This window comes from Microbacterium sp. M (assembly GCF_045181065.1).
GTDB lineage: Bacteria > Actinomycetota > Actinomycetes > Actinomycetales > Microbacteriaceae > Microbacterium.
Genome location: NZ_CP173721.1, coordinates 1,749,166 through 1,765,602, shown reverse-complemented (window position 1 = coordinate 1,765,602; position 16,437 = coordinate 1,749,166). Strand labels below are relative to the sequence as shown.

At 68.0% G+C, this 16,437-nt stretch carries 15 protein-coding genes; 7 read left to right on the top strand and 8 right to left on the bottom strand.

Annotated features, from left to right (window positions below; genetic code table 11):
• From ACI7YT_RS08460 to ACI7YT_RS08445, 4 genes are all read right to left on the bottom strand, one after another.
• Positions 1-753, bottom strand: a complete 753-nt coding sequence (locus ACI7YT_RS08460; protein WP_406250177.1) for a glutamine amidotransferase — start codon at positions 751-753, stop codon at positions 1-3.
• Positions 750-2,066, bottom strand: a complete 1,317-nt coding sequence (locus ACI7YT_RS08455) for a MurT ligase domain-containing protein (protein WP_406250175.1) — start codon at positions 2,064-2,066, stop codon at positions 750-752. The genes ACI7YT_RS08460 and ACI7YT_RS08455 overlap by 4 nt, the downstream gene beginning before the upstream one ends.
• A complete protein-coding gene (locus ACI7YT_RS08450; protein WP_406250174.1) occupies positions 2,066-3,322 on the bottom strand; it encodes an RNA polymerase sigma factor in 1,257 nt (418 codons plus the stop codon). Before ACI7YT_RS08450 ends, ACI7YT_RS08455 begins: the two co-directional genes overlap by 1 nt.
• Positions 3,323-3,464: 142 nt before the next feature.
• A complete protein-coding gene (locus tag ACI7YT_RS08445) occupies positions 3,465-4,409 on the bottom strand; it encodes a proteasome assembly chaperone family protein (RefSeq protein ID WP_406250172.1) in 945 nt (314 codons plus the stop codon).
• 107 nt (positions 4,410-4,516) lie between these two features.
• On the opposite strand from ACI7YT_RS08445, the gene ACI7YT_RS08440 reads away from it, so the two are divergent.
• The 3 genes from ACI7YT_RS08440 to sucB all read left to right on the top strand — a co-directional run bounded on the left by ACI7YT_RS08440 (position 4,517) and on the right by sucB (position 9,157).
• On the top strand, positions 4,517-6,004 hold the full coding sequence (locus ACI7YT_RS08440) for a leucyl aminopeptidase (RefSeq protein ID WP_406250171.1): 1,488 nt from the start codon (positions 4,517-4,519) through the stop codon (positions 6,002-6,004).
• A complete protein-coding gene (gene lpdA / locus ACI7YT_RS08435; RefSeq protein WP_406250169.1) occupies positions 6,001-7,374 on the top strand; it encodes a dihydrolipoyl dehydrogenase in 1,374 nt (457 codons plus the stop codon). Before ACI7YT_RS08440 ends, lpdA begins: the two co-directional genes overlap by 4 nt.
• A gap of 64 nt (positions 7,375-7,438) precedes the next feature.
• Entirely contained in the window at positions 7,439-9,157 is a 1,719-nt protein-coding gene (gene sucB, locus ACI7YT_RS08430; RefSeq protein ID WP_406250167.1) for a 2-oxoglutarate dehydrogenase, E2 component, dihydrolipoamide succinyltransferase, read from the top strand.
• Between the two features lie 3 nt (positions 9,158-9,160).
• On the opposite strand, the gene ACI7YT_RS08425 is transcribed toward sucB, so the two are convergent.
• Positions 9,161-10,507, bottom strand: a complete 1,347-nt coding sequence (locus ACI7YT_RS08425) for a hypothetical protein (RefSeq protein WP_406250165.1) — start codon at positions 10,505-10,507, stop codon at positions 9,161-9,163.
• Between the two features lie 159 nt (positions 10,508-10,666).
• On the opposite strand from ACI7YT_RS08425, the gene ACI7YT_RS08420 reads away from it, so the two are divergent.
• Positions 10,667-11,377 (top strand): DUF4191 family protein, encoded by a 711-nt coding sequence (locus tag ACI7YT_RS08420; protein WP_406250163.1) that lies wholly within the window; start codon positions 10,667-10,669, stop codon positions 11,375-11,377.
• 58 nt (positions 11,378-11,435) lie between these two features.
• Here the strand turns inward: ACI7YT_RS08420 and ACI7YT_RS08415 are convergent, their stop codons facing one another.
• Positions 11,436-12,620, bottom strand: coding sequence for a RimK family alpha-L-glutamate ligase (locus ACI7YT_RS08415; RefSeq protein ID WP_406250161.1), 1,185 nt, complete (start codon positions 12,618-12,620; stop codon positions 11,436-11,438).
• A gap of 26 nt (positions 12,621-12,646) precedes the next feature.
• On the opposite strand from ACI7YT_RS08415, the gene ACI7YT_RS08410 reads away from it, so the two are divergent.
• Positions 12,647-13,126: an ATP-dependent zinc protease gene (locus ACI7YT_RS08410; RefSeq protein ID WP_406250159.1), complete on the top strand. Its 480-nt coding sequence runs from the start codon at positions 12,647-12,649 to the stop codon at positions 13,124-13,126.
• Positions 13,127-13,134: 8 nt separating this feature from the next.
• Here ACI7YT_RS08410 and ACI7YT_RS08405 read toward each other — a convergent pair whose 3' ends face one another.
• The gene (locus ACI7YT_RS08405; protein ID WP_406250158.1) at positions 13,135-13,563 is read right to left on the bottom strand and encodes an RDD family protein; all 429 of its coding nucleotides are present in this window, start codon (positions 13,561-13,563) and stop codon (positions 13,135-13,137) included.
• A gap of 121 nt (positions 13,564-13,684) precedes the next feature.
• On the opposite strand from ACI7YT_RS08405, the gene glnA reads away from it, so the two are divergent.
• Complete coding sequence (gene glnA / locus ACI7YT_RS08400) at positions 13,685-15,109, top strand: type I glutamate--ammonia ligase (protein ID WP_406250157.1); 1,425 nt, start codon at positions 13,685-13,687, stop codon at positions 15,107-15,109.
• 113 nt (positions 15,110-15,222) lie between these two features.
• Complete coding sequence (locus ACI7YT_RS08395; RefSeq protein WP_406250155.1) at positions 15,223-15,912, top strand: HAD-IA family hydrolase; 690 nt, start codon at positions 15,223-15,225, stop codon at positions 15,910-15,912.
• On the opposite strand, the gene ACI7YT_RS08390 is transcribed toward ACI7YT_RS08395, so the two are convergent.
• Positions 15,906-16,433, bottom strand: a complete 528-nt coding sequence (locus ACI7YT_RS08390) for a GNAT family N-acetyltransferase (protein WP_406250154.1) — start codon at positions 16,431-16,433, stop codon at positions 15,906-15,908. The genes ACI7YT_RS08395 and ACI7YT_RS08390 overlap by 7 nt on opposite strands.
• Between the last annotated feature and the right edge of the window lie 4 nt (positions 16,434-16,437).

The window sequence follows — 16,437 nt, the reverse complement described above, 5'->3', positions numbered from 1 at the left end:
TCACACCTTGATGGTCTTGAAGCCCTTGTCGCGAGTGGGTCGCATCAGGATCTTGGTGCGGGCGATCTCGGCGTACTCCTCGAGCTCGCCGGCGACCGCCGGAGGCGCCTCGAAACCACGCCGCTCGGCGACGGCGTCGACCAGGACGTCCGTGAGCGCCGGATTCAGAGGCAGCACAGGACCCTGCACGTTGCTCGCGAACGCGTTGCCGCGGCGGACGATCTCGCCGCGCCGGTCGCCGCGCGCGAAGCTGCCGTGCCCCTCCAGCACGGACCCGTAGGCGGCATCCGCATCGGCGAGCGTCCATTCCGATGCATGGTCCTCGAAACCGACGAACGTCCCGTCCGGTGTCTCGACGATGATGTAGCCCACCCGACGATCGCGGACACGTGCGACGCGGTACGGCAGGATGCCGATGCCGGACAGCTTCTCACCGTTCGCCTCCACGCCCTCACCGAGCAGCTCGGCGGACCCGCCGACGGAGAACAGCGTGCCGCCGTCGGCGACGAAGGCCTCGAGCCCGTCCGCACGGGCGGACAGATCGGCATGCACGCCGCGCAACGCGGACAGCGGGCCGTTGCCGATCACGAGGACATCGAGATCGGACGGCAGCTCCTCGCCTGGTCCTACTAGCACGCTGGCCGTGTCGATTCCACGGGCGGCGAAGCGCCTCTCGATCGCGCGGACGTTGCCGCGGTCTCCGGTGATTCCGAGTTCGGCCGGATACAGCTGGGCGATCGTGACCTCGGTCATCGGCGCGCCACCTCCTGGTCGCCATGGCCGAGGATGCGACGGCCGATCATCATGAGCTCGTAGTTGACGAACCAGATCTGCCGGCCCGCGGCGGTCGCGGGGAACGCGCGCATGAGCTCGACGGCCTTCTCCATGTCGGGTTCGACCGTGCCGATCTCCACACCCGCGTACGCGAGTGCGAGAGCCAGCTGGTGGGCCTTCTCCCCCGTGACCACATCGACCCGCGGGAGCGCCGCGAAGTCGACGTCGTACAGCCAGGAGATGTCGGGCGTCCCGTCGTCGATCGCGATCAGCGCACGCTCCGGTGAACCGTCGAGCGCGTCGAGGTTCATCTGCAGACTCGGTGCGTTCTTGAACATCACGAACTCGACCTGCTCGCCGGCCGGGTCGCGGCGCAGGGGGATGACCTCGCCGCGTCCGTACGCCGGCGCCATGCGCGAGAAACCGTCTGCGGCCTTGGTCGCCGAGAACCGGTCGCCGAGCACGCGTGCCGCGACCGTGAGAGCGGCTGCGGCATCGGTGGCGTAGTGCAGGCCCCGTGCCGGCAGTGTCAGGGCGACATCGTCACCGTCGACGTTCACGGTGATGTCGCGCCCCGCGACGGAGCGCACCTCGGAATACGCCGCGTGATCCAGACTGCCCGCGACACCGCTGCGGGTGTCATCGGCGTTGGCGAGGCCGTGTGCGGCCGCGGCGACGATCTCCGGCGCGACGCCGAAGAACGACAGCTCGCCCTTCACCGTGGAGGGATCGATCTTGCTGAGGTACGGATCGTCGCGATTGACGACCACGTGACCGGAAGCGCGTGTCGAGGCGTCGAGCATCATGTCCGCGACGCGCTCGGTCTCGTAGAAGCGGAACAACTGGTCGACCTGGACGTTCAGCGACAGGATCACCGCAGGCGACAGCCGATCGGCGAGATCGGCGGCATAGCCTTCGTCGACCTCGAGAACCGCCACGTCCGCACGCACGCGACCGGTCAGGGTCGCATCGGCCAACAGGGCGCTCGTCACGCCCTGCGGCAGGTTCGCTCCGGTCGGGTTGGTGAACACCGTCAGACCATGCGCGCGCAGCACCTCGCTGACCATGTGCGTGGTCGTCGTCTTGCCGTTCGAGCCGAGGACGAAGATCACGCCGTCCGGGAACTGGCCGGCCAGCGTCGGCAGCAGCGTGGGCGCGAGCCTGTTCGTGAGGTACCCGGGAAACGCCGACCCGCCGCCGCGCAGGCGCGTGGCGAAACGGGCGAGCTTGCCCGCCAGCACGGGGAAGACGTACCGGATGCCTGCAGAGCGCGCCGTGTGAGCGCCCGTCATCATTCGAGGTAGTCCCGCAGCGACTGCGAGCGGCTGGGGTGACGCAGCTTCGCCATCGTCTTGGACTCGATCTGACGGATCCGCTCGCGAGTGACGCCGAACGTGTCGCCGATCTGATCCAGCGTCTTGGGCTGGCCGTCTCCGAGACCGAAGCGCATGCGGATCACGCCTGCTTCGCGCTCGGAGAGCGAGTCGAGCAGCTGCTCGAGCTGACGCTGCAGCATCGTGAATCCGACCGCGTCGGCCGGGACGACCGCTTCGGTGTCCTCGATGAGGTCACCGAACTCGCTGTCGCCGTCCTCGCCGAGAGGAGTGTGCAGCGAGATCGGCTCACGGCCGTACTTCTGCACCTCGATGACCTTCTCAGGGGTCATGTCGAGCTCCTTGGAGAGCTCCTCCGGGGTGGGTTCGCGACCGAGATCCTGCAGCATCTGACGCTGGACGCGCGCGAGCTTGTTGATGACCTCGACCATGTGCACCGGGATGCGGATGGTACGGGCCTGGTCGGCCATCGCGCGAGTGATCGCCTGGCGGATCCACCACGTCGCGTACGTCGAGAACTTGAAGCCCTTGGTGTAGTCGAACTTCTCGACAGCGCGGATGAGACCCAGGTTGCCCTCCTGGATGAGATCCAGGAACTGCATGCCGCGTCCCGTGTAGCGCTTGGCGAGCGAGACCACCAGGCGCAGGTTGGCCCCCAGCAGGTGGCTCTTGGCGCGCTGACCGTCACGGGCGACCCACTGCAGGTCGAGGCCCAGCTGGCTGGTCTTCTCGGCCGCCGACATCGCCGACAGCTTCTCCTCGGCGAACAGGCCGGCCTCGATGCGCATCGCGAGCTCGACCTCTTCGGCCGCGTTCAGCAGTGCGACCTTTCCGATCTGCTTCAGGTAGTCCTTGACCGGGTCGGCGGTCGCACCCGTGATCTGGGTGGAGTAGACCGGAACGTCCTCGTCGTCGTTGGACGAGATGACGATCGCACCAGTGGGCAGCGGCTCCGTGAAGGCCGGCTTCTTGCCGTCCTCCTCGTCGTCGCCGTCGGTCGCAGCGGCGGACTCGTCGACTTCGGCTTCGTCTTCCTCGACGACGTCCTCAGCCTTCTTGCGCCTCTTGACGGGGGCCTTGCCCTCCGCCTTCTTCGCAGGCGCCTTCTTCGCCGGCGCCTTGGCAGCAGCGGTCGTCGCCTGTTCGGGCTCGACGGTCTCGGCGTCGGAAGCGGTCTTCTTCGTCCGGGATGTCTTGGTCGTGGCAGCAGTCACGTTTCGCCTCTCACGAACGGGCGTGACCCGCTCGGAACTTTTCGGACACTAGTAAGACCCTTGTCAAGTCTGCAGCCTCAGGCTGTGTCTTGACAACGGGTCGGACTACCAGTATCGCACATGTGCGAGGGTGCGGCGCGCCTCAGCCCAGACCGTGTCGATCATCCTCGCCAGGAGGACGCGATGCGAGGTACCGTTCGAGCTCCGCGGCGAGCTCATCGGCACTGGGAAGATCGCGCTCGCTGAAGCCGCCGGCGTCGGCTCGATCCGTATCCGTCGGGTCGTAGCCGGCCATGTAGGCGTCGTACCGGTGCTCCAGCGTCGTCAGCATCTGACGGAGCTCATCGCTGGCGAGCACCTGATCGTCGACCTTCTTGACGAAGTCATCGCGCTCGGCATGCACGGCATCCATCGACAGGACGAGCCCTGTCGCGCTCATCAGTCGATCGGCCGCGGCGATGACGGCATCCGGATTCTCGGTCTCGGCGAGGTAATGGGGTACGAGCAGCACGAAACCGGCCACACGATCGCCCCGTTCGACGAAGCGGAACTCGAGGAGGTGCCCGGCGGTCGCCGGCACCTGGGTGCGCGGGCGCCAGATGGACTGCGCGGCGATCAGTTCGGCGCGGTTGCCGCTGACCGTCGTTCCGATCGGACGCGTATGCGGCACCGGCATGGCGATCGCGTGCACCCAGCTGACACTGGCGATCTCGAACTCGGCAGCGAGATCGAGCATCGCCTTCGAGAACGCGTTCCAGGCGAAGTCGGGCTCGTACCCCGAGAGCAGCAGGAACGGCTGACCGAGCACGTCGTGGGCCAGGGAGAGCTCGAGCCGAGAGGGCCGGAACTGCGTCAAGTGATCCTGCTCGAAAACGATCACCGGGCGACGAGCGCGGTAGTCGAGCAGAACGTCGTTGTCGAAGACGACCAGAGGCTGCGGATCGGTCGTCTCCTGCAGATGGTCGATGAGCCCGGATACGGCGTTGCCGGCATCCGTGAAGCCGGTCAGCAGCATGACGAGGGGCAGACCGGAGGGAACGGTCGGCGCATTCGCCACACGTTCGAAGAGATCACCGGAGAAGGGCATGTCTCCATGCTACGAGCCGCCTCCGATCGGCGGGCCGGTGTCGCTGTCAGCGAACACGGTGCCGTTTCCCCCGGGCCCGACCTGGGTCGCATCCCTAGGATGGGATCATGACGCTTCCCGTGCTCTCGCACACCACCGACGCATTTCCCGGGAGCGCTGCAGACGCCGCAGTGCTCGTCATCTCCGAAACCACTCCCGAGGCTCTCGCCGCCTATCCCGGCCTGGCAGAAGCGCTCGACGGGATCGGCTTCAGCGGTTCGGCGAACGCCTTCGCCCGCGTGCACCTGCCGGAGGTCTCCTCCGTGCCGCTCGCGGTCGTCAGCGCCGGCTCCCCCGCGACGGCTTCGTCCGTGAGGGATGCCGCGGGCACCGCCGCCCGCACGCTGACAGGTTTCGCCACCGTGGCGATCGGTCTCGCGGATGGCCTCGCGCAGTTCGCCGCACCCGCCGCGGAGGGTGCGGTCTTCGGCGGCTACCGCTTCGACGGCTATCGCTCGGAGTCCGGAAAGAGCCGTGCCGACGCGATCGTCGTGCACAGCGATGCCGTGACGGATGCCGCCATCGCCCGCGCTCAGACGCTCGGCGACGCGATGGCACTGGTGAAGGACCTGGTCGCGACTCCCGCGCAGTGGCAGAGTCCGGACGATCTCGCCCAGAGCGCCGTCGAGAGCGTCGCCGGCACCGACATCTCCGTGGAGGTGCTCGACGAGAAGGCGCTGGCGGAGCAAGGCTTCGGCGGCATCCTCGGCGTCGGACAGGGCTCGGACCGCCCGCCGCGCCTCGTGCGCCTGGAGTACTCCCCTTCCGACGCCGCGCGCCACATCGCGCTCGTAGGCAAGGGCATCACGTTCGACACCGGCGGGCTCTCGCTGAAGCCGGCAGCCAGCATGGTCGGCATGAAGTTCGACATGGCGGGTTCGGCAACGGTCCTCGCCGCGATCCGTGCGATCGCGGCACTGCGGCTTCCCGTCAGGGTGACAGCCTGGATGTGCATCGCCGACAACATGCCCTCCGGCCGCGCGACCCGCCCCGGCGACGTGCTCCGGATGCTGGACGGCACCACCGTCGAAGTCCTCAACACCGATGCCGAGGGCCGACTGGTGCTCGCGGACGGTCTCGTCGCGGCGAGCCGCGAGAGCCCGGACGTGATCATCGATGTCGCGACGCTGACCGGCGCGATCCTCGTCGCGCTGGGACACCGCCACACCGGAGTGATGGGCTCGGACGACGCCGTCGCCGCGTACCTGGATGCCGCCGACAGCGTCGATGAGCCCGCATGGGCGCTGCCGCTTCCGGAGTACATGGCCGAGTCGATGCAGTCCCCCATCGCGGACCTGATCAATGCCAACATGGGCGACCGCGCCGGCGGGTCGATGTTCGCCGGTCTATTCCTTCAGCGCTTCGTCGGCCGCGTCGGCGAAGGGGACGAAGCACCGCGCATTCCGTGGGTGCATCTGGACATCGCCGGATCCAGCGAGCACAACAGTGCGCCGTATGGTTTCGTGGACAAGGGCGCGACGGCTGCGACGGTGCGTTCGCTCGTCGCCTTCGCCGAGGCGACCGCCGCCTCCGACAAGCAGGAGGCCGTCGCATGAGCACGCACACCTTCGATGTCGTCGTCCTCGGCGGCGGCAGCGGCGGCTACGCCGCTGCGCTGCGGGCGGCCGAACTCGGCAAGAGCGTCGCACTGATCGAGAAGGACAAGGTCGGCGGCACGTGCCTGCACCGCGGGTGCATCCCCACGAAGGCGCTCCTGCACGCCGCTGAAGTCGCCGACCACGTGCGCGGTGCCGCATCCGTCGGAGTCACTGCCACACTGCAGGGCATCGACGCCGTCGGCGTCCGCACCTATCGCGAGGGCATCGTCGCCAAGAAGTTCAAGGGGCTCGAGGGTCTCATCAAGGCGCGCGGCATCACCGTCGTCGCCGGCGAGGGCCGCCTCAACCCCGACCGCACGGTCTCGGTCGGCGAAGACCTCTACGCCGGCGGCGACGTGGTGCTGGCGACCGGCTCGTACAGTCGCAGCCTCCCCGGACTGGAGATCGAAGGACGCGTCCTCACCAGCGAGCAGGCGCTCGCCCTGGATGTCGTCCCGGAACGCGTGCTGATCCTCGGCGGCGGCGTCATCGGCGTCGAGTTCGCCAGTGTCTGGCGCTCGTTCGGCGCAGAGGTCACGATCATCGAAGGCCTCGAGCACCTCGTCCCCAACGAGGACGTCGCGCTGAGCAAGGGTCTCGAGAGGGCGTTCCGCCGTCGCGGCATCCAGTACTCGCTGGGAACCCGGTTCCAGTCCGCGGAGCAGGATGCCTCCAGCGTCACCGTCACTCTCGAGGACGGTCGCACGTTCACGGGCGACTATCTGCTCGTCGCGGTCGGCCGCGGCCCCGTCACGGACAGCCTCGGGTTCGCCGAAGCCGGCGCGACCCTCGACCGCGGTTTCGTCATCGTCGACGAGCAGCTGCGCACGGGAGTCCCCGGCCTGTGGGCCGTGGGAGACATCGTGCCGGGGCTGCAGTTGGCGCACCGCGGGTTCCTGCAGGGCATCGCCGTCGCCGAGCGCATCGCCGGTCTCTCCCCCGCACCGGTTCCCGAGTCGCAGATCCCCAAGATCACGTACTCGAACCCCGAAGTCGCCTCTGTGGGCCTCACCGAGGCGGCTGCTGTCGCCGAGCACGGCGCCGACGGCATCATCAGCTACGAGTACAACCTCGCCGGCAACGGCAAGAGCGAGATCATCGGAACCGGCGGACTCGTCAAGGTCGTACGTCAGAAGGACGGTCCTGTCGTGGGCGTGCACCTCCTCGGCGACCGCGTCGGCGAACTCATCACCGAGGGCCAGCTGGCCGTCGCGTGGGAAGCGCACCCCGAGGACATCGCACCCCTGATCCACGCTCATCCGACGCAGAGTGAGGCACTCGGCGAGGCCTTCCTCGCCCTGGCCGGAAAACCGCTGCACGCGCTCTGAGCACCAACCGGCGCGCAGGTCAGTAAGCTTGATGCGTCACATACTTCCTTAAGGAGACTCAGTCATGAGCACATCCGTGGTCCTCCCCGCTCTCGGAGAGAGCGTCACCGAGGGTACGGTCACCCGCTGGCTCAAGCAGGTAGGAGACACCGTTCAGGCCGACGAAGGCCTGCTCGAGATCTCGACCGACAAGGTCGACACCGAGATCCCCTCGCCGGTTTCCGGCGTGATCGAGGAGATCCTTGTCGCCGAGGACGAGACCGTCGAGGTCGGCGCGCTGCTGGCGCGCATCGGCGATGGTTCCGGTGCCGCACCGGCGTCGGATGCTCCGGCTGCCGCTCCGGCTGAGGCCGAGGCCGCCCCTGCTGAGGCAGCACCGGCGGCGGCAGAGCCGACTCCCGCCGCGCCCGCACCGACCGCCGAGGCGCCTGCCGAAGAGGCTCCGGCCGCGCCGGCTGCGGGTGGGGACAGCACCGAGGTGGTCCTCCCCGAACTCGGCGAGAGCGTCACCGAAGGCACCGTCACGCGCTGGCTGAAGCAGGTCGGCGAAGAGGTCGCCGTCGACGAGGCTCTGCTGGAGATCTCGACCGACAAGGTCGACACCGAGATCCCCTCGCCCGTCGCGGGTGTGCTCCAGGAGATCCTGGCCGCCGAAGACGAGACCGTCGCCGTCGGCGCGGTGCTCGCACGCATCGGCTCCGGTGCACCGGCTCCTGCTCCCGCACCGGCTCCTGCTGCCGCTCCGGCTCCTGCTGCCGCTCCGGCGCCTGCTGCCGCCCCCGCACCTGCTGCCGCACCGGCGCCTGCTGCCGCCCCCGCACCTGCTGCCGCACCGGCGGCGGCGCCCGCTCCGGCTCCTGCCGCTCCCGCTGCGGAGGCCGACAACCTGTACGTGACGCCGCTGGTGCGTCGCCTCGCTTCCCAGCAGGGCGTCGACCTCAGCACGGTCAAGGGCAGCGGCGTCGGCGGACGCATCCGCAAGGAGGACGTCCTCAAGGCTGCCGAGTCCGCGCAGGCGGCTCCCGCTGCAGCGGCGAAGCCCGCACCGGCCCCCCTTGAGGTCTCGCCGCTGCGCGGCACGACGCAGAAGATGTCGCGTCTGCGCAAGGTCGTCGCCGAGCGCGCTGTGGCGTCGATGCAGCAGACCGCCCAGCTGACCACGTTCGTCGAGGTCGATGTGACCGCGCTTTCGACCTACCGCGACAAGGTCAAGGTGCCGTTCCAGCAGAAGACGGGCGACAAGCTGTCGTTCCTGCCGTTCTTCACCCTCGCCGCTGCCGAGGCGCTGCAGGCGTTCCCGATCATCAACGCGACCGTGGACGGCGACAGCATCGTCTACCCGGCGTCGGAGAACATCTCCATCGCCGTCGACACCGAGCGCGGCCTGCTCACGCCGGTCGTCCGGGATGCGGCGACGAAGAACCTCGCACAGCTCGCGCACGAGATCGCGGATCTCGCCGCTCGTACGCGCGACAACAAGCTGAAGCCCGATGAGCTCGCCGGCGGCACCTTCACGGTGACCAACACGGGTTCGCGTGGCGCGCTGTTCGACACGCCGCTCGTGTTCCTCCCGCAGTCGGCGATCCTCGGCACTGGCACGGTGTTCAAGCGTCCCGGTGTTGTCACGGTCGACGGCGTCGATGCGATCGCGGTCCGTTCCTACGTGTTCCTCGCGATCTCGTACGACCACCGCATCATCGACGGCGCCGACGCTGCGCGCTTCCTCGGTGCGATGAAGGCGCGACTCGAGGCCGCACAGTTCGAGGCGAACCTCGGCGCCTGAGTCTCAACCGCTCTCCGGCTGGTCCGCGACGTCATAGACGTCGCGGACCAGCCATTTCTCGTTCTGGCGCACCAGTACGAGCATCTGCTCGCCCGAGGCATCCGTCCCGAGCCTGACCACCGCCAGGTCGCCGTAGTCATCCACCAGAGCCGGCTCCCCGGCGGCATCCGAGCGGAGCACGTCCTGGGCGCGTGCGGTCGAGTTCGACGCGATCGCCGCCCGGCACATGTCGTCCCCCACGGCAACGCATTCGTCCAGCGCGGCCAATACGGCGGTCGCCGATGCCGATGGATCGTCTTCACCCGAACTGCTGCCTTCCAGCGAGGCGCCGGCCGCGACCTCCCCTGTCGTCGCCGATGGCGTCGGCGTGCCCTGCTTCGAGGTCGCGCGAATCGCCTCCTCGGCAGCCTGAGAGGGCATCGGCTCATCACCGGGCCACAGCAGACCGGCGCACAGCACCGCAGCGGCCGCCGCTGTCGCGACCAGTGCCATGCGCCGGCGCGATCGGACCTGCGCCTGCTCGCGCCCGATGGCGGTTCGACCGGATGGCGTGCGTCCGCGCTCGCGTCGGCGTATCAGTTCCCGCACCCGGACCCGCAGCTGCGCCCACCACGATCGGAGAGGACGGCGGCGCGCACGCACGCGTCGTCGCTGCGGGGACTCCAGTGCTCCTGCTCTGATGGTCGCGATCGCTGGATCCGCCGCCGTCCGCGGCGCATGCTCATCCAGCCGGAGCGCGCGCGGCGCGGCGAAGTCCAGAAGCTCGCGCTCCCAGGCCCGCACCCGTGCGCTCGTCGGCACGGCGTCCGCCACGGACTCCTGGATGCCCAGCAGAATCCGACGCAGTGCGCGGTCCGGACACTGCGTCTGCGCGGTGCCGAGGATGTCGACCGCGCCGTCGCGTGCGGGGGTCGTGCCGCCTGGCGCGCACAACGGGCGTCCCGCGTCCGTCAGCCACCACTGCCCCGCAAGCTCCGGATCAGCGCGGTCGGCGATCTCACGCAGCCCGCGCAGCAGGCTCAGCACCAGAGTTCCCCACTCGCCGGGTTCGAGCGGGACCGTCGCCGCGGACCGGTGGGCGAGGAACGTCGCCACCCGCGTCGTGCACCACGGCATGAGGGCACCGTGGCCGGTCGCGGAGCGCGCGACATCGGTGGGCGCGGCGACATGGGCCGACCCGGTGAAGCGCCAATCGATCGAGCACTCGCCGCTGTCGACGTCGCACCACACCCCGACATCCTCGCCGTCGGTGACGAGCGTGCCCGGCCAAGGACCCTCTCCCGCTGCGAGGGATCGGATCGACCGGTGCACACCCGGGACCAGCACACTGTCCTCCTGGGGCATCCTCATGGAAAGAGGGCACCACATCGCGCCCCGCCGGCGGAGACGCCACTGCCGTGATCGCGCAGAGCTGGGGAGAACTCGCCCCGGCATCCCCGCCGTGCAGAGCGAGTGCGCCCGCCGCGAACGCGTCACAGGCGCACACGCCGACTCGGTAGTCTTATACGCATGGCAAAGCGTGATCCCGAACCCGAGAAGCGTCCTGGGTTCTTCTCCCAGCTCAAGTCCCTCTTCCGGTTCACACGCGAAGTGTACTCATGGCTCCCCTGGGCCCAGATCGCGATCCTCGTGGCCGGCATCCTGCTCGGTCTGGTCGTCGGCTACTTGATCCCGCCGTTCCAGGTGTGGACGCTCGTCCTGTGGGCCATCACCGGTCTCATGGTCGGTGTCCTCGGCGCGCTGATGCTGATGACGCGCATGTCCACCAAGGCGATGTACGCCAAGATCGACGGCATGCCCGGTGCTTCGGGCCACGTGCTGAGCACCAGCCTCGGTCGCAACTGGCAGGCATCCGACACCCCCGTCGGCATCAACCCGAAGACGCAGGAGGCCGTGTACCGCGCGGTCGGCCGCGGCGGCATCGTCGTCGTGGGCGAAGGAGCACGAGGACGTCTGACCCGTCTCGTGAACGAGGAGCGCACGAAGGCCCAGCGCGTGGCCCACGGGGTTCCGGTCACCGTCCTCTACGTGGGGCACGGCGAAGACGAGGTCGCGATCGCCGATCTCTCCAAGACCATCAAGAAGCTTCCGAAGGCGATCGACAAGACGACCATGGCGGCGGTCATCCGCCGGATCGACTCGGTGTCGCAGTCGGTCACCTCGTTGCCGATTCCGAAGGGCGTCGACCCGATGAAGGCTCGGGCGCAGCGTCCGCGCTGATACGCGGCGATCACGTCGAAGCGCCTCTGCTCCCATCGGGAGCAGAGGCGCTTTCCGTTCAGCTGCGGGCATCCTTCGGCAGACGCCGCACCTTCGCCCGCCGTCGCCGGCGCTCCGGGATCATCGAGCGCATCTCTTCGAGCTTGCCGAAGCAGAGAAGTCGATCACCCGCTTCCAGGACGACGTGCTTGCGCGGGTTGGGGATGACCGTCACCCCGCGGTGCAGGGTCAGCGCCGTGATGTCGCGGTCCCACAGCCCCAGCTCCCCCAGCTGCTTGCCGACCTGCTCGGCTCCGGCGTGCATGACCAGTTCGGCGACGCCGTACCCCGTGGACACGCTCAGTCGCTGACGCACGTCGATCTCGGGGAATGCGACCTGACCGGCGATGTAGTCGATGATCGCACCGGCGACATCGAGGTTCGTCGCCTGCTCGATGCCCTGCAGCCCCGGCGAGGAGTTCACCTCCATCACGAGCGGTCCGTCGTCGCCTTCGAGCATGTCGACACCGGCGACGCGCAGGCCCATGATCTGCGCCGATCGTACCGCCGTCTGCTCGTAGATCGGGTCGAGTTCGACCGGTTCGACAGTGCCGCCGCGGTGCACGTTCGAACGGAACTCATCCCCGGCGGCCACACGTCGCATCGCCGCGACGACCCGATCGCCGACGACCAGCGCACGGATGTCGCGTCCGCGGCTCTCGGCGACGAACTTCTGGATGAGGACGTTCTGCTTGGTGGAGTGCAGCGTCTCGATGATCGCCTCGGCGACCTTGACCTGCGGCGCGAGGATGACCCCGATCCCCTGCGTGCCCTCGAGGAGCTTGATGACGACGGGAGCGCCGCCGACCAGTTCGATCGCGGGCCGCACGTCCGCACGGTTGCGCACGAAAGCAGTGGCCGGCATCGCTATGTTGTGGCGGGACAGGATCTGGTTGGCGCGCAGCTTGTCCCGCGCCTGGGAGATGCCGTTCGCCGTATTCGGTGTGTAGACGTCCATCTGCTCGAACTGACGGACGACGGCCGTGCCGAAGTAGGTGATCGAATTGCCGATCCTGGGCAGGATCGCGTCGTAGTCGCTGAGCGGGCGCCCCCGGTACTGCAGATCCGGTTCGTCCTCAGTGAGGTCGATCGCGAAGCGCAGGGTGTTGAGCACTTTCACGTCGTGCCCACGCTGCAGAGCAGCCGTACGCAGCCGCTGTGTGGAGTAGGCGTGCGGCGCACGGGAGAGGACGGCGAGCTTCACGGGGATTTCCTGCCAGGATGTAGATCATGAGTCGGACACCCCATTCAAACACCCTCACGGGGTGGCGTGAATGGGTCAGCCTGCCGGATGCGGGCGTCGACTGGATCAAGGCAAAGATCGACACCGGTGCACGCACCTCCTCTCTGCACGCCTTCGACGTCGAGGAGTTCGAACGCGAGGGCGAGGCATGGGTGCGGTTCCGGGTGAAGCCCTGGCAGGAGAGCCAGGAGGACAGCACGACCGTCGAGTGCCCGATCCACGACCGGCGGCGGGTGCGCAGCTCGTCCGGCCACCAGCAGGATCGGCTCGTCGTGCTGCTCGCGATCCGCCTCGTCGATCGGCTGGTCGTCTCGGAGGTCACGTTGAGCAATCGCGACGAGATGGGCTTCCGGATGCTGATCGGACGCGAGGCGCTGCGCCGCGGCTTCGTGATCGACCCGGCGCGATCGTTCCTTGGTGGCCGCGCGCCGAAGGAGATGCGCCGGCGCAACCGCGGGCGCAGTTGATCGCGGTGTCAGGCGCGCAGCAGGATCGTGCCGGCGGCCTTGTCGTGCAGCCCGCGCTGATCCTGGTCCCAGATGGCCGCCGGAACCACCACGACCAGCAGAAGCGTCCGGACGATCGGACGCCACAGGCCGGGCCACGCGCCGTCTGCTCGGACCACCCTCAACCCGACGATGCGGTGACCGGGGCTCCCACCGAGTGTGGGGATGAAGACGATCTGCAGCACCGTGAAGACGATCATGGGCGTGAACATCGTCATGCCCGCCTCGGCAGGCAGATCGAACTGCCGGTAGCCGAGGAAGGCCGTGGCGAGGATGGTCGCCGCCGCATAGTCGATCACAAGAGCCGCGATGCGCCGCCCGACGCGTCCGATGCTGCCGGATCCGGCTTCGGGAAGCCCCAGTCGTTCGCCAGGGTAGGTGTTCGCAGCATCCGTCACCCCCTGATTCTACTGAGCCGCCGTAACATGCCGGAAACATTCAGGACACGGCAGAGAAACCCCGCCACCCTAGCCTTCACGAAGACCTCTGGTCCCCAACCCGCGTCATCAGGAGTGATACATGTTCACTGATTCATCCGAGGTGCTGAGCTACATCAAGGAGAACGACGTCAAGTTCCTTGACATCCGCTTCACCGATCTGCCCGGCGTTCAGCAGCACTTCAACATCCCCGCGTCGACGGTCGACGAGGACTTCTTCACGAACGGTCAGCTGTTCGACGGCTCCTCGATCCGCGGCTTCGCGTCGATCCACGAGTCCGACATGCAGCTCATCCCCGATGTCTCGACGGCGTACCTCGACCCGTTCCGCGAGGCCAAGACGCTGGTGATGCTCTTCGACATCTACAACCCGCGCACTGGCGAGATCTACTCGAAGGACCCTCGTCAGGTCGCCAAGAAGGCGGAGAAGTACCTCTCCTCGACCGGGATCGCCGACACCGCGTTCTTCGCCCCCGAGGCCGAGTTCTACATCTTCGACGATGTCCGCTACTCGGTCACCGCCGGCGAGAGCTTCTACAAGGTCGACTCCGAAGAGGCCGCGTGGAACACCGGTCGCGAGGAAGAGGGCGGAAACCTCGGCAACAAGACGCCGTACAAGGGCGGGTACTTCCCCGTCTCCCCCGTCGACAAGACGGCTGACCTCCGTGACGACATCACGCTCAAGCTCATCGACGCGGGCTTCATCCTCGAGCGTTCGCACCACGAGGTCGGCACCGCAGGCCAGCAGGAGATCAACTACCGCTTCGACACCATGGTGCACGCGGCCGATGACATCCTGAAGTTCAAGTACATCGTCAAGAACACCGCCGAGGAGTGGGGCAAGGTCGCGACCTTCATGCCCAAGCCGCTCTACGGTGACAACGGCTCGGGCATGCACACGCACCAGTCGCTGTGGGCCGACGGCAAGCCGCTGTTCTACGACGAGGCAGGATACGGCCAGCTCAGCGACATCGCGCGCTGGTACATCGGCGGCATCCTCGCGCACGCTCCGGCGCTGCTCGCCTTCACCAACCCGACCCTGAACAGCTACCACCGTCTGGTCAAGGGCTTCGAGGCACCGGTCAACCTGGTCTACTCGGCAGGCAACCGCTCGGCCGCGATCCGCATCCCGATCACCGGCTCGAACCCGAAGGCCAAGCGCATCGAGTTCCGTGCTCCGGATGCTTCGGGCAACCCGTACCTCGCCTTCGCCGCGCAGCTGATGGCTGGTCTGGACGGCATCAAGAACCGCATCGAGCCGCACGAGCCGGTCGACAAGGACCTGTACGAGCTTCCCCCGGAGGAGGCCAAGAACATCCCCCAGGTCCCGAACTCGCTGCTGGACTCGCTGGATGCCCTGCGTGAGGACCACCAGTTCCTCCTCGAGGGCGGCGTGTTCACCGAGGAGCTCATCGAGACCTGGATCTCGTACAAGATCGAGAACGAGATCCTGCCGATCGCGCAGCGTCCGCACCCGTTCGAGTACGAGCTCTACTTCGGCGTCTGACGACAGCCGAACGCTCTTACCGAGAACCCGCCTCAGCACGCTGAGGCGGGTTCTCGCGTTTGAGCGGGCGCACGTCGGGGAATAGACCGCCTGCGGTCCCGATTGTCTCCGGTATGAGCCAGAGCGCACCGGAGCGGACGACGCTCGTCTTCGACGTCCTCGGCACACTGGTGGATCAGACCGGAAGCCTCGAGCGCGAGGTCGAGGAGGCGACCGGCCTCGACGAAAGCTCCGTCTCCGACCTCGTCCGGCGCTGGCTCGAATACGTCGCCTCCCAGGAGCAGGCCATCACCGCGGGACAGCGTGCCTTCGCACCCAGCGAAGTGCTGGATGCAGAGGCACTCGCGAACCTTTCAGGGATCGGCTTGGTCTCCCCCGACGTGCCCGCCCGGCTCGACCGCGCTTCGGAACGCCTCTCACTCTGGGACGACACGCTGGACGGCATGAGCGCGCTCGCGACGGAGAACGCCGTCTTCGGACTGTCGAACGCCAGTAGACGTGTACTCACCGGCCTGAGCGCCGGCACAGGCATGCGATGGCACGGGTTGCTCTCCGCCGAGGATGCCCGTGTCTACAAGCCGGATCCGGCCGTGTACCGGCTCGCGCTCGCGGATGTCCCGACGCGCGTGGCGCCGCCGATCATGGTGGCCGCGCACGCGTGGGATCTCCGTGCGGCGAAGGCCGCCGGGATGCGCACCGCCTACGTGCCGCGCCCGAACGGCGATCCCCCGGTGCCGCGCGAGCGATTCGACATCCACGCCGTCGATCTCGAGGACCTGGCGGTGCAGCTGCGACGCTACTGATCCACTGACGATGAGTCGCCGATGGCGTCGAGATCGAGGGCCCACTCGTTGAACATGAGAGCGGCACACCGGAACTCGCCGTCGACCGTCCCCATGAGCGTGAGGCCGTTCCGCCGACACACTCCGTTGGAGGCGGTATTCGCGACCGCTGGGAACGCGGTGAGGAACCGCCCGCGTCCGGGTTGCCGTCGCGCGATCTCGATCACCATCGTCAGCGCGCGCGTGGCGACGCCGTGGCCCTGTGCCTTCGGCAGTACGAACCAACCGGACTCCAGGGCCGGTTCGCCGCGCCATTCGGTGGACCAGCATCCGATCGACCCGAGCCGATGATGCTCGACATCCTCGATCACGAAGACCCGCGCTTCGCGGCTCTCCTCGAGCCGCAGATAACGCGCATGGCGCTCGTCGACCTGCTCCTCGGTCTCGGGGCCGTTGAGGTTCGCCGTCATCTCGGGACTGTTCGCGGCGCCGAGCAGATCGGCGTCCCCCACGGACCACGGTCTCAGTCGCAACTCATCCATCCAT

What these genes read in the sequence shown, in the direction of transcription:
- ACI7YT_RS08460 (WP_406250177.1), bottom strand. Translation starts at nt 753, where the DNA reads ATGACCGAGGTCACGATCGCCCAGCTGTATCCGGCCGAACTCGGAATC.
- ACI7YT_RS08455 (WP_406250175.1), bottom strand. Translation starts at nt 2,066, where the DNA reads ATGACGGGCGCTCACACGGCGCGCTCTGCAGGCATCCGGTACGTCTTC.
- ACI7YT_RS08445 (WP_406250172.1), bottom strand. Translation starts at nt 4,409, where the DNA reads ATGCCCTTCTCCGGTGATCTCTTCGAACGTGTGGCGAATGCGCCGACC.
- ACI7YT_RS08440 (WP_406250171.1), top strand. Translation starts at nt 4,517, where the DNA reads ATGACGCTTCCCGTGCTCTCGCACACCACCGACGCATTTCCCGGGAGC.
- lpdA (WP_406250169.1), top strand. Translation starts at nt 6,001, where the DNA reads ATGAGCACGCACACCTTCGATGTCGTCGTCCTCGGCGGCGGCAGCGGC.
- sucB (WP_406250167.1), top strand. Translation starts at nt 7,439, where the DNA reads ATGAGCACATCCGTGGTCCTCCCCGCTCTCGGAGAGAGCGTCACCGAG.
- ACI7YT_RS08425 (WP_406250165.1), bottom strand. Translation starts at nt 10,507, where the DNA reads ATGAGGATGCCCCAGGAGGACAGTGTGCTGGTCCCGGGTGTGCACCGG.
- ACI7YT_RS08420 (WP_406250163.1), top strand. Translation starts at nt 10,667, where the DNA reads ATGGCAAAGCGTGATCCCGAACCCGAGAAGCGTCCTGGGTTCTTCTCC.
- ACI7YT_RS08410 (WP_406250159.1), top strand. Translation starts at nt 12,647, where the DNA reads ATGAGTCGGACACCCCATTCAAACACCCTCACGGGGTGGCGTGAATGG.
- glnA (WP_406250157.1), top strand. Translation starts at nt 13,685, where the DNA reads ATGTTCACTGATTCATCCGAGGTGCTGAGCTACATCAAGGAGAACGAC.
- ACI7YT_RS08395 (WP_406250155.1), top strand. Translation starts at nt 15,223, where the DNA reads ATGAGCCAGAGCGCACCGGAGCGGACGACGCTCGTCTTCGACGTCCTC.
- ACI7YT_RS08390 (WP_406250154.1), bottom strand. Translation starts at nt 16,433, where the DNA reads ATGGATGAGTTGCGACTGAGACCGTGGTCCGTGGGGGACGCCGATCTG.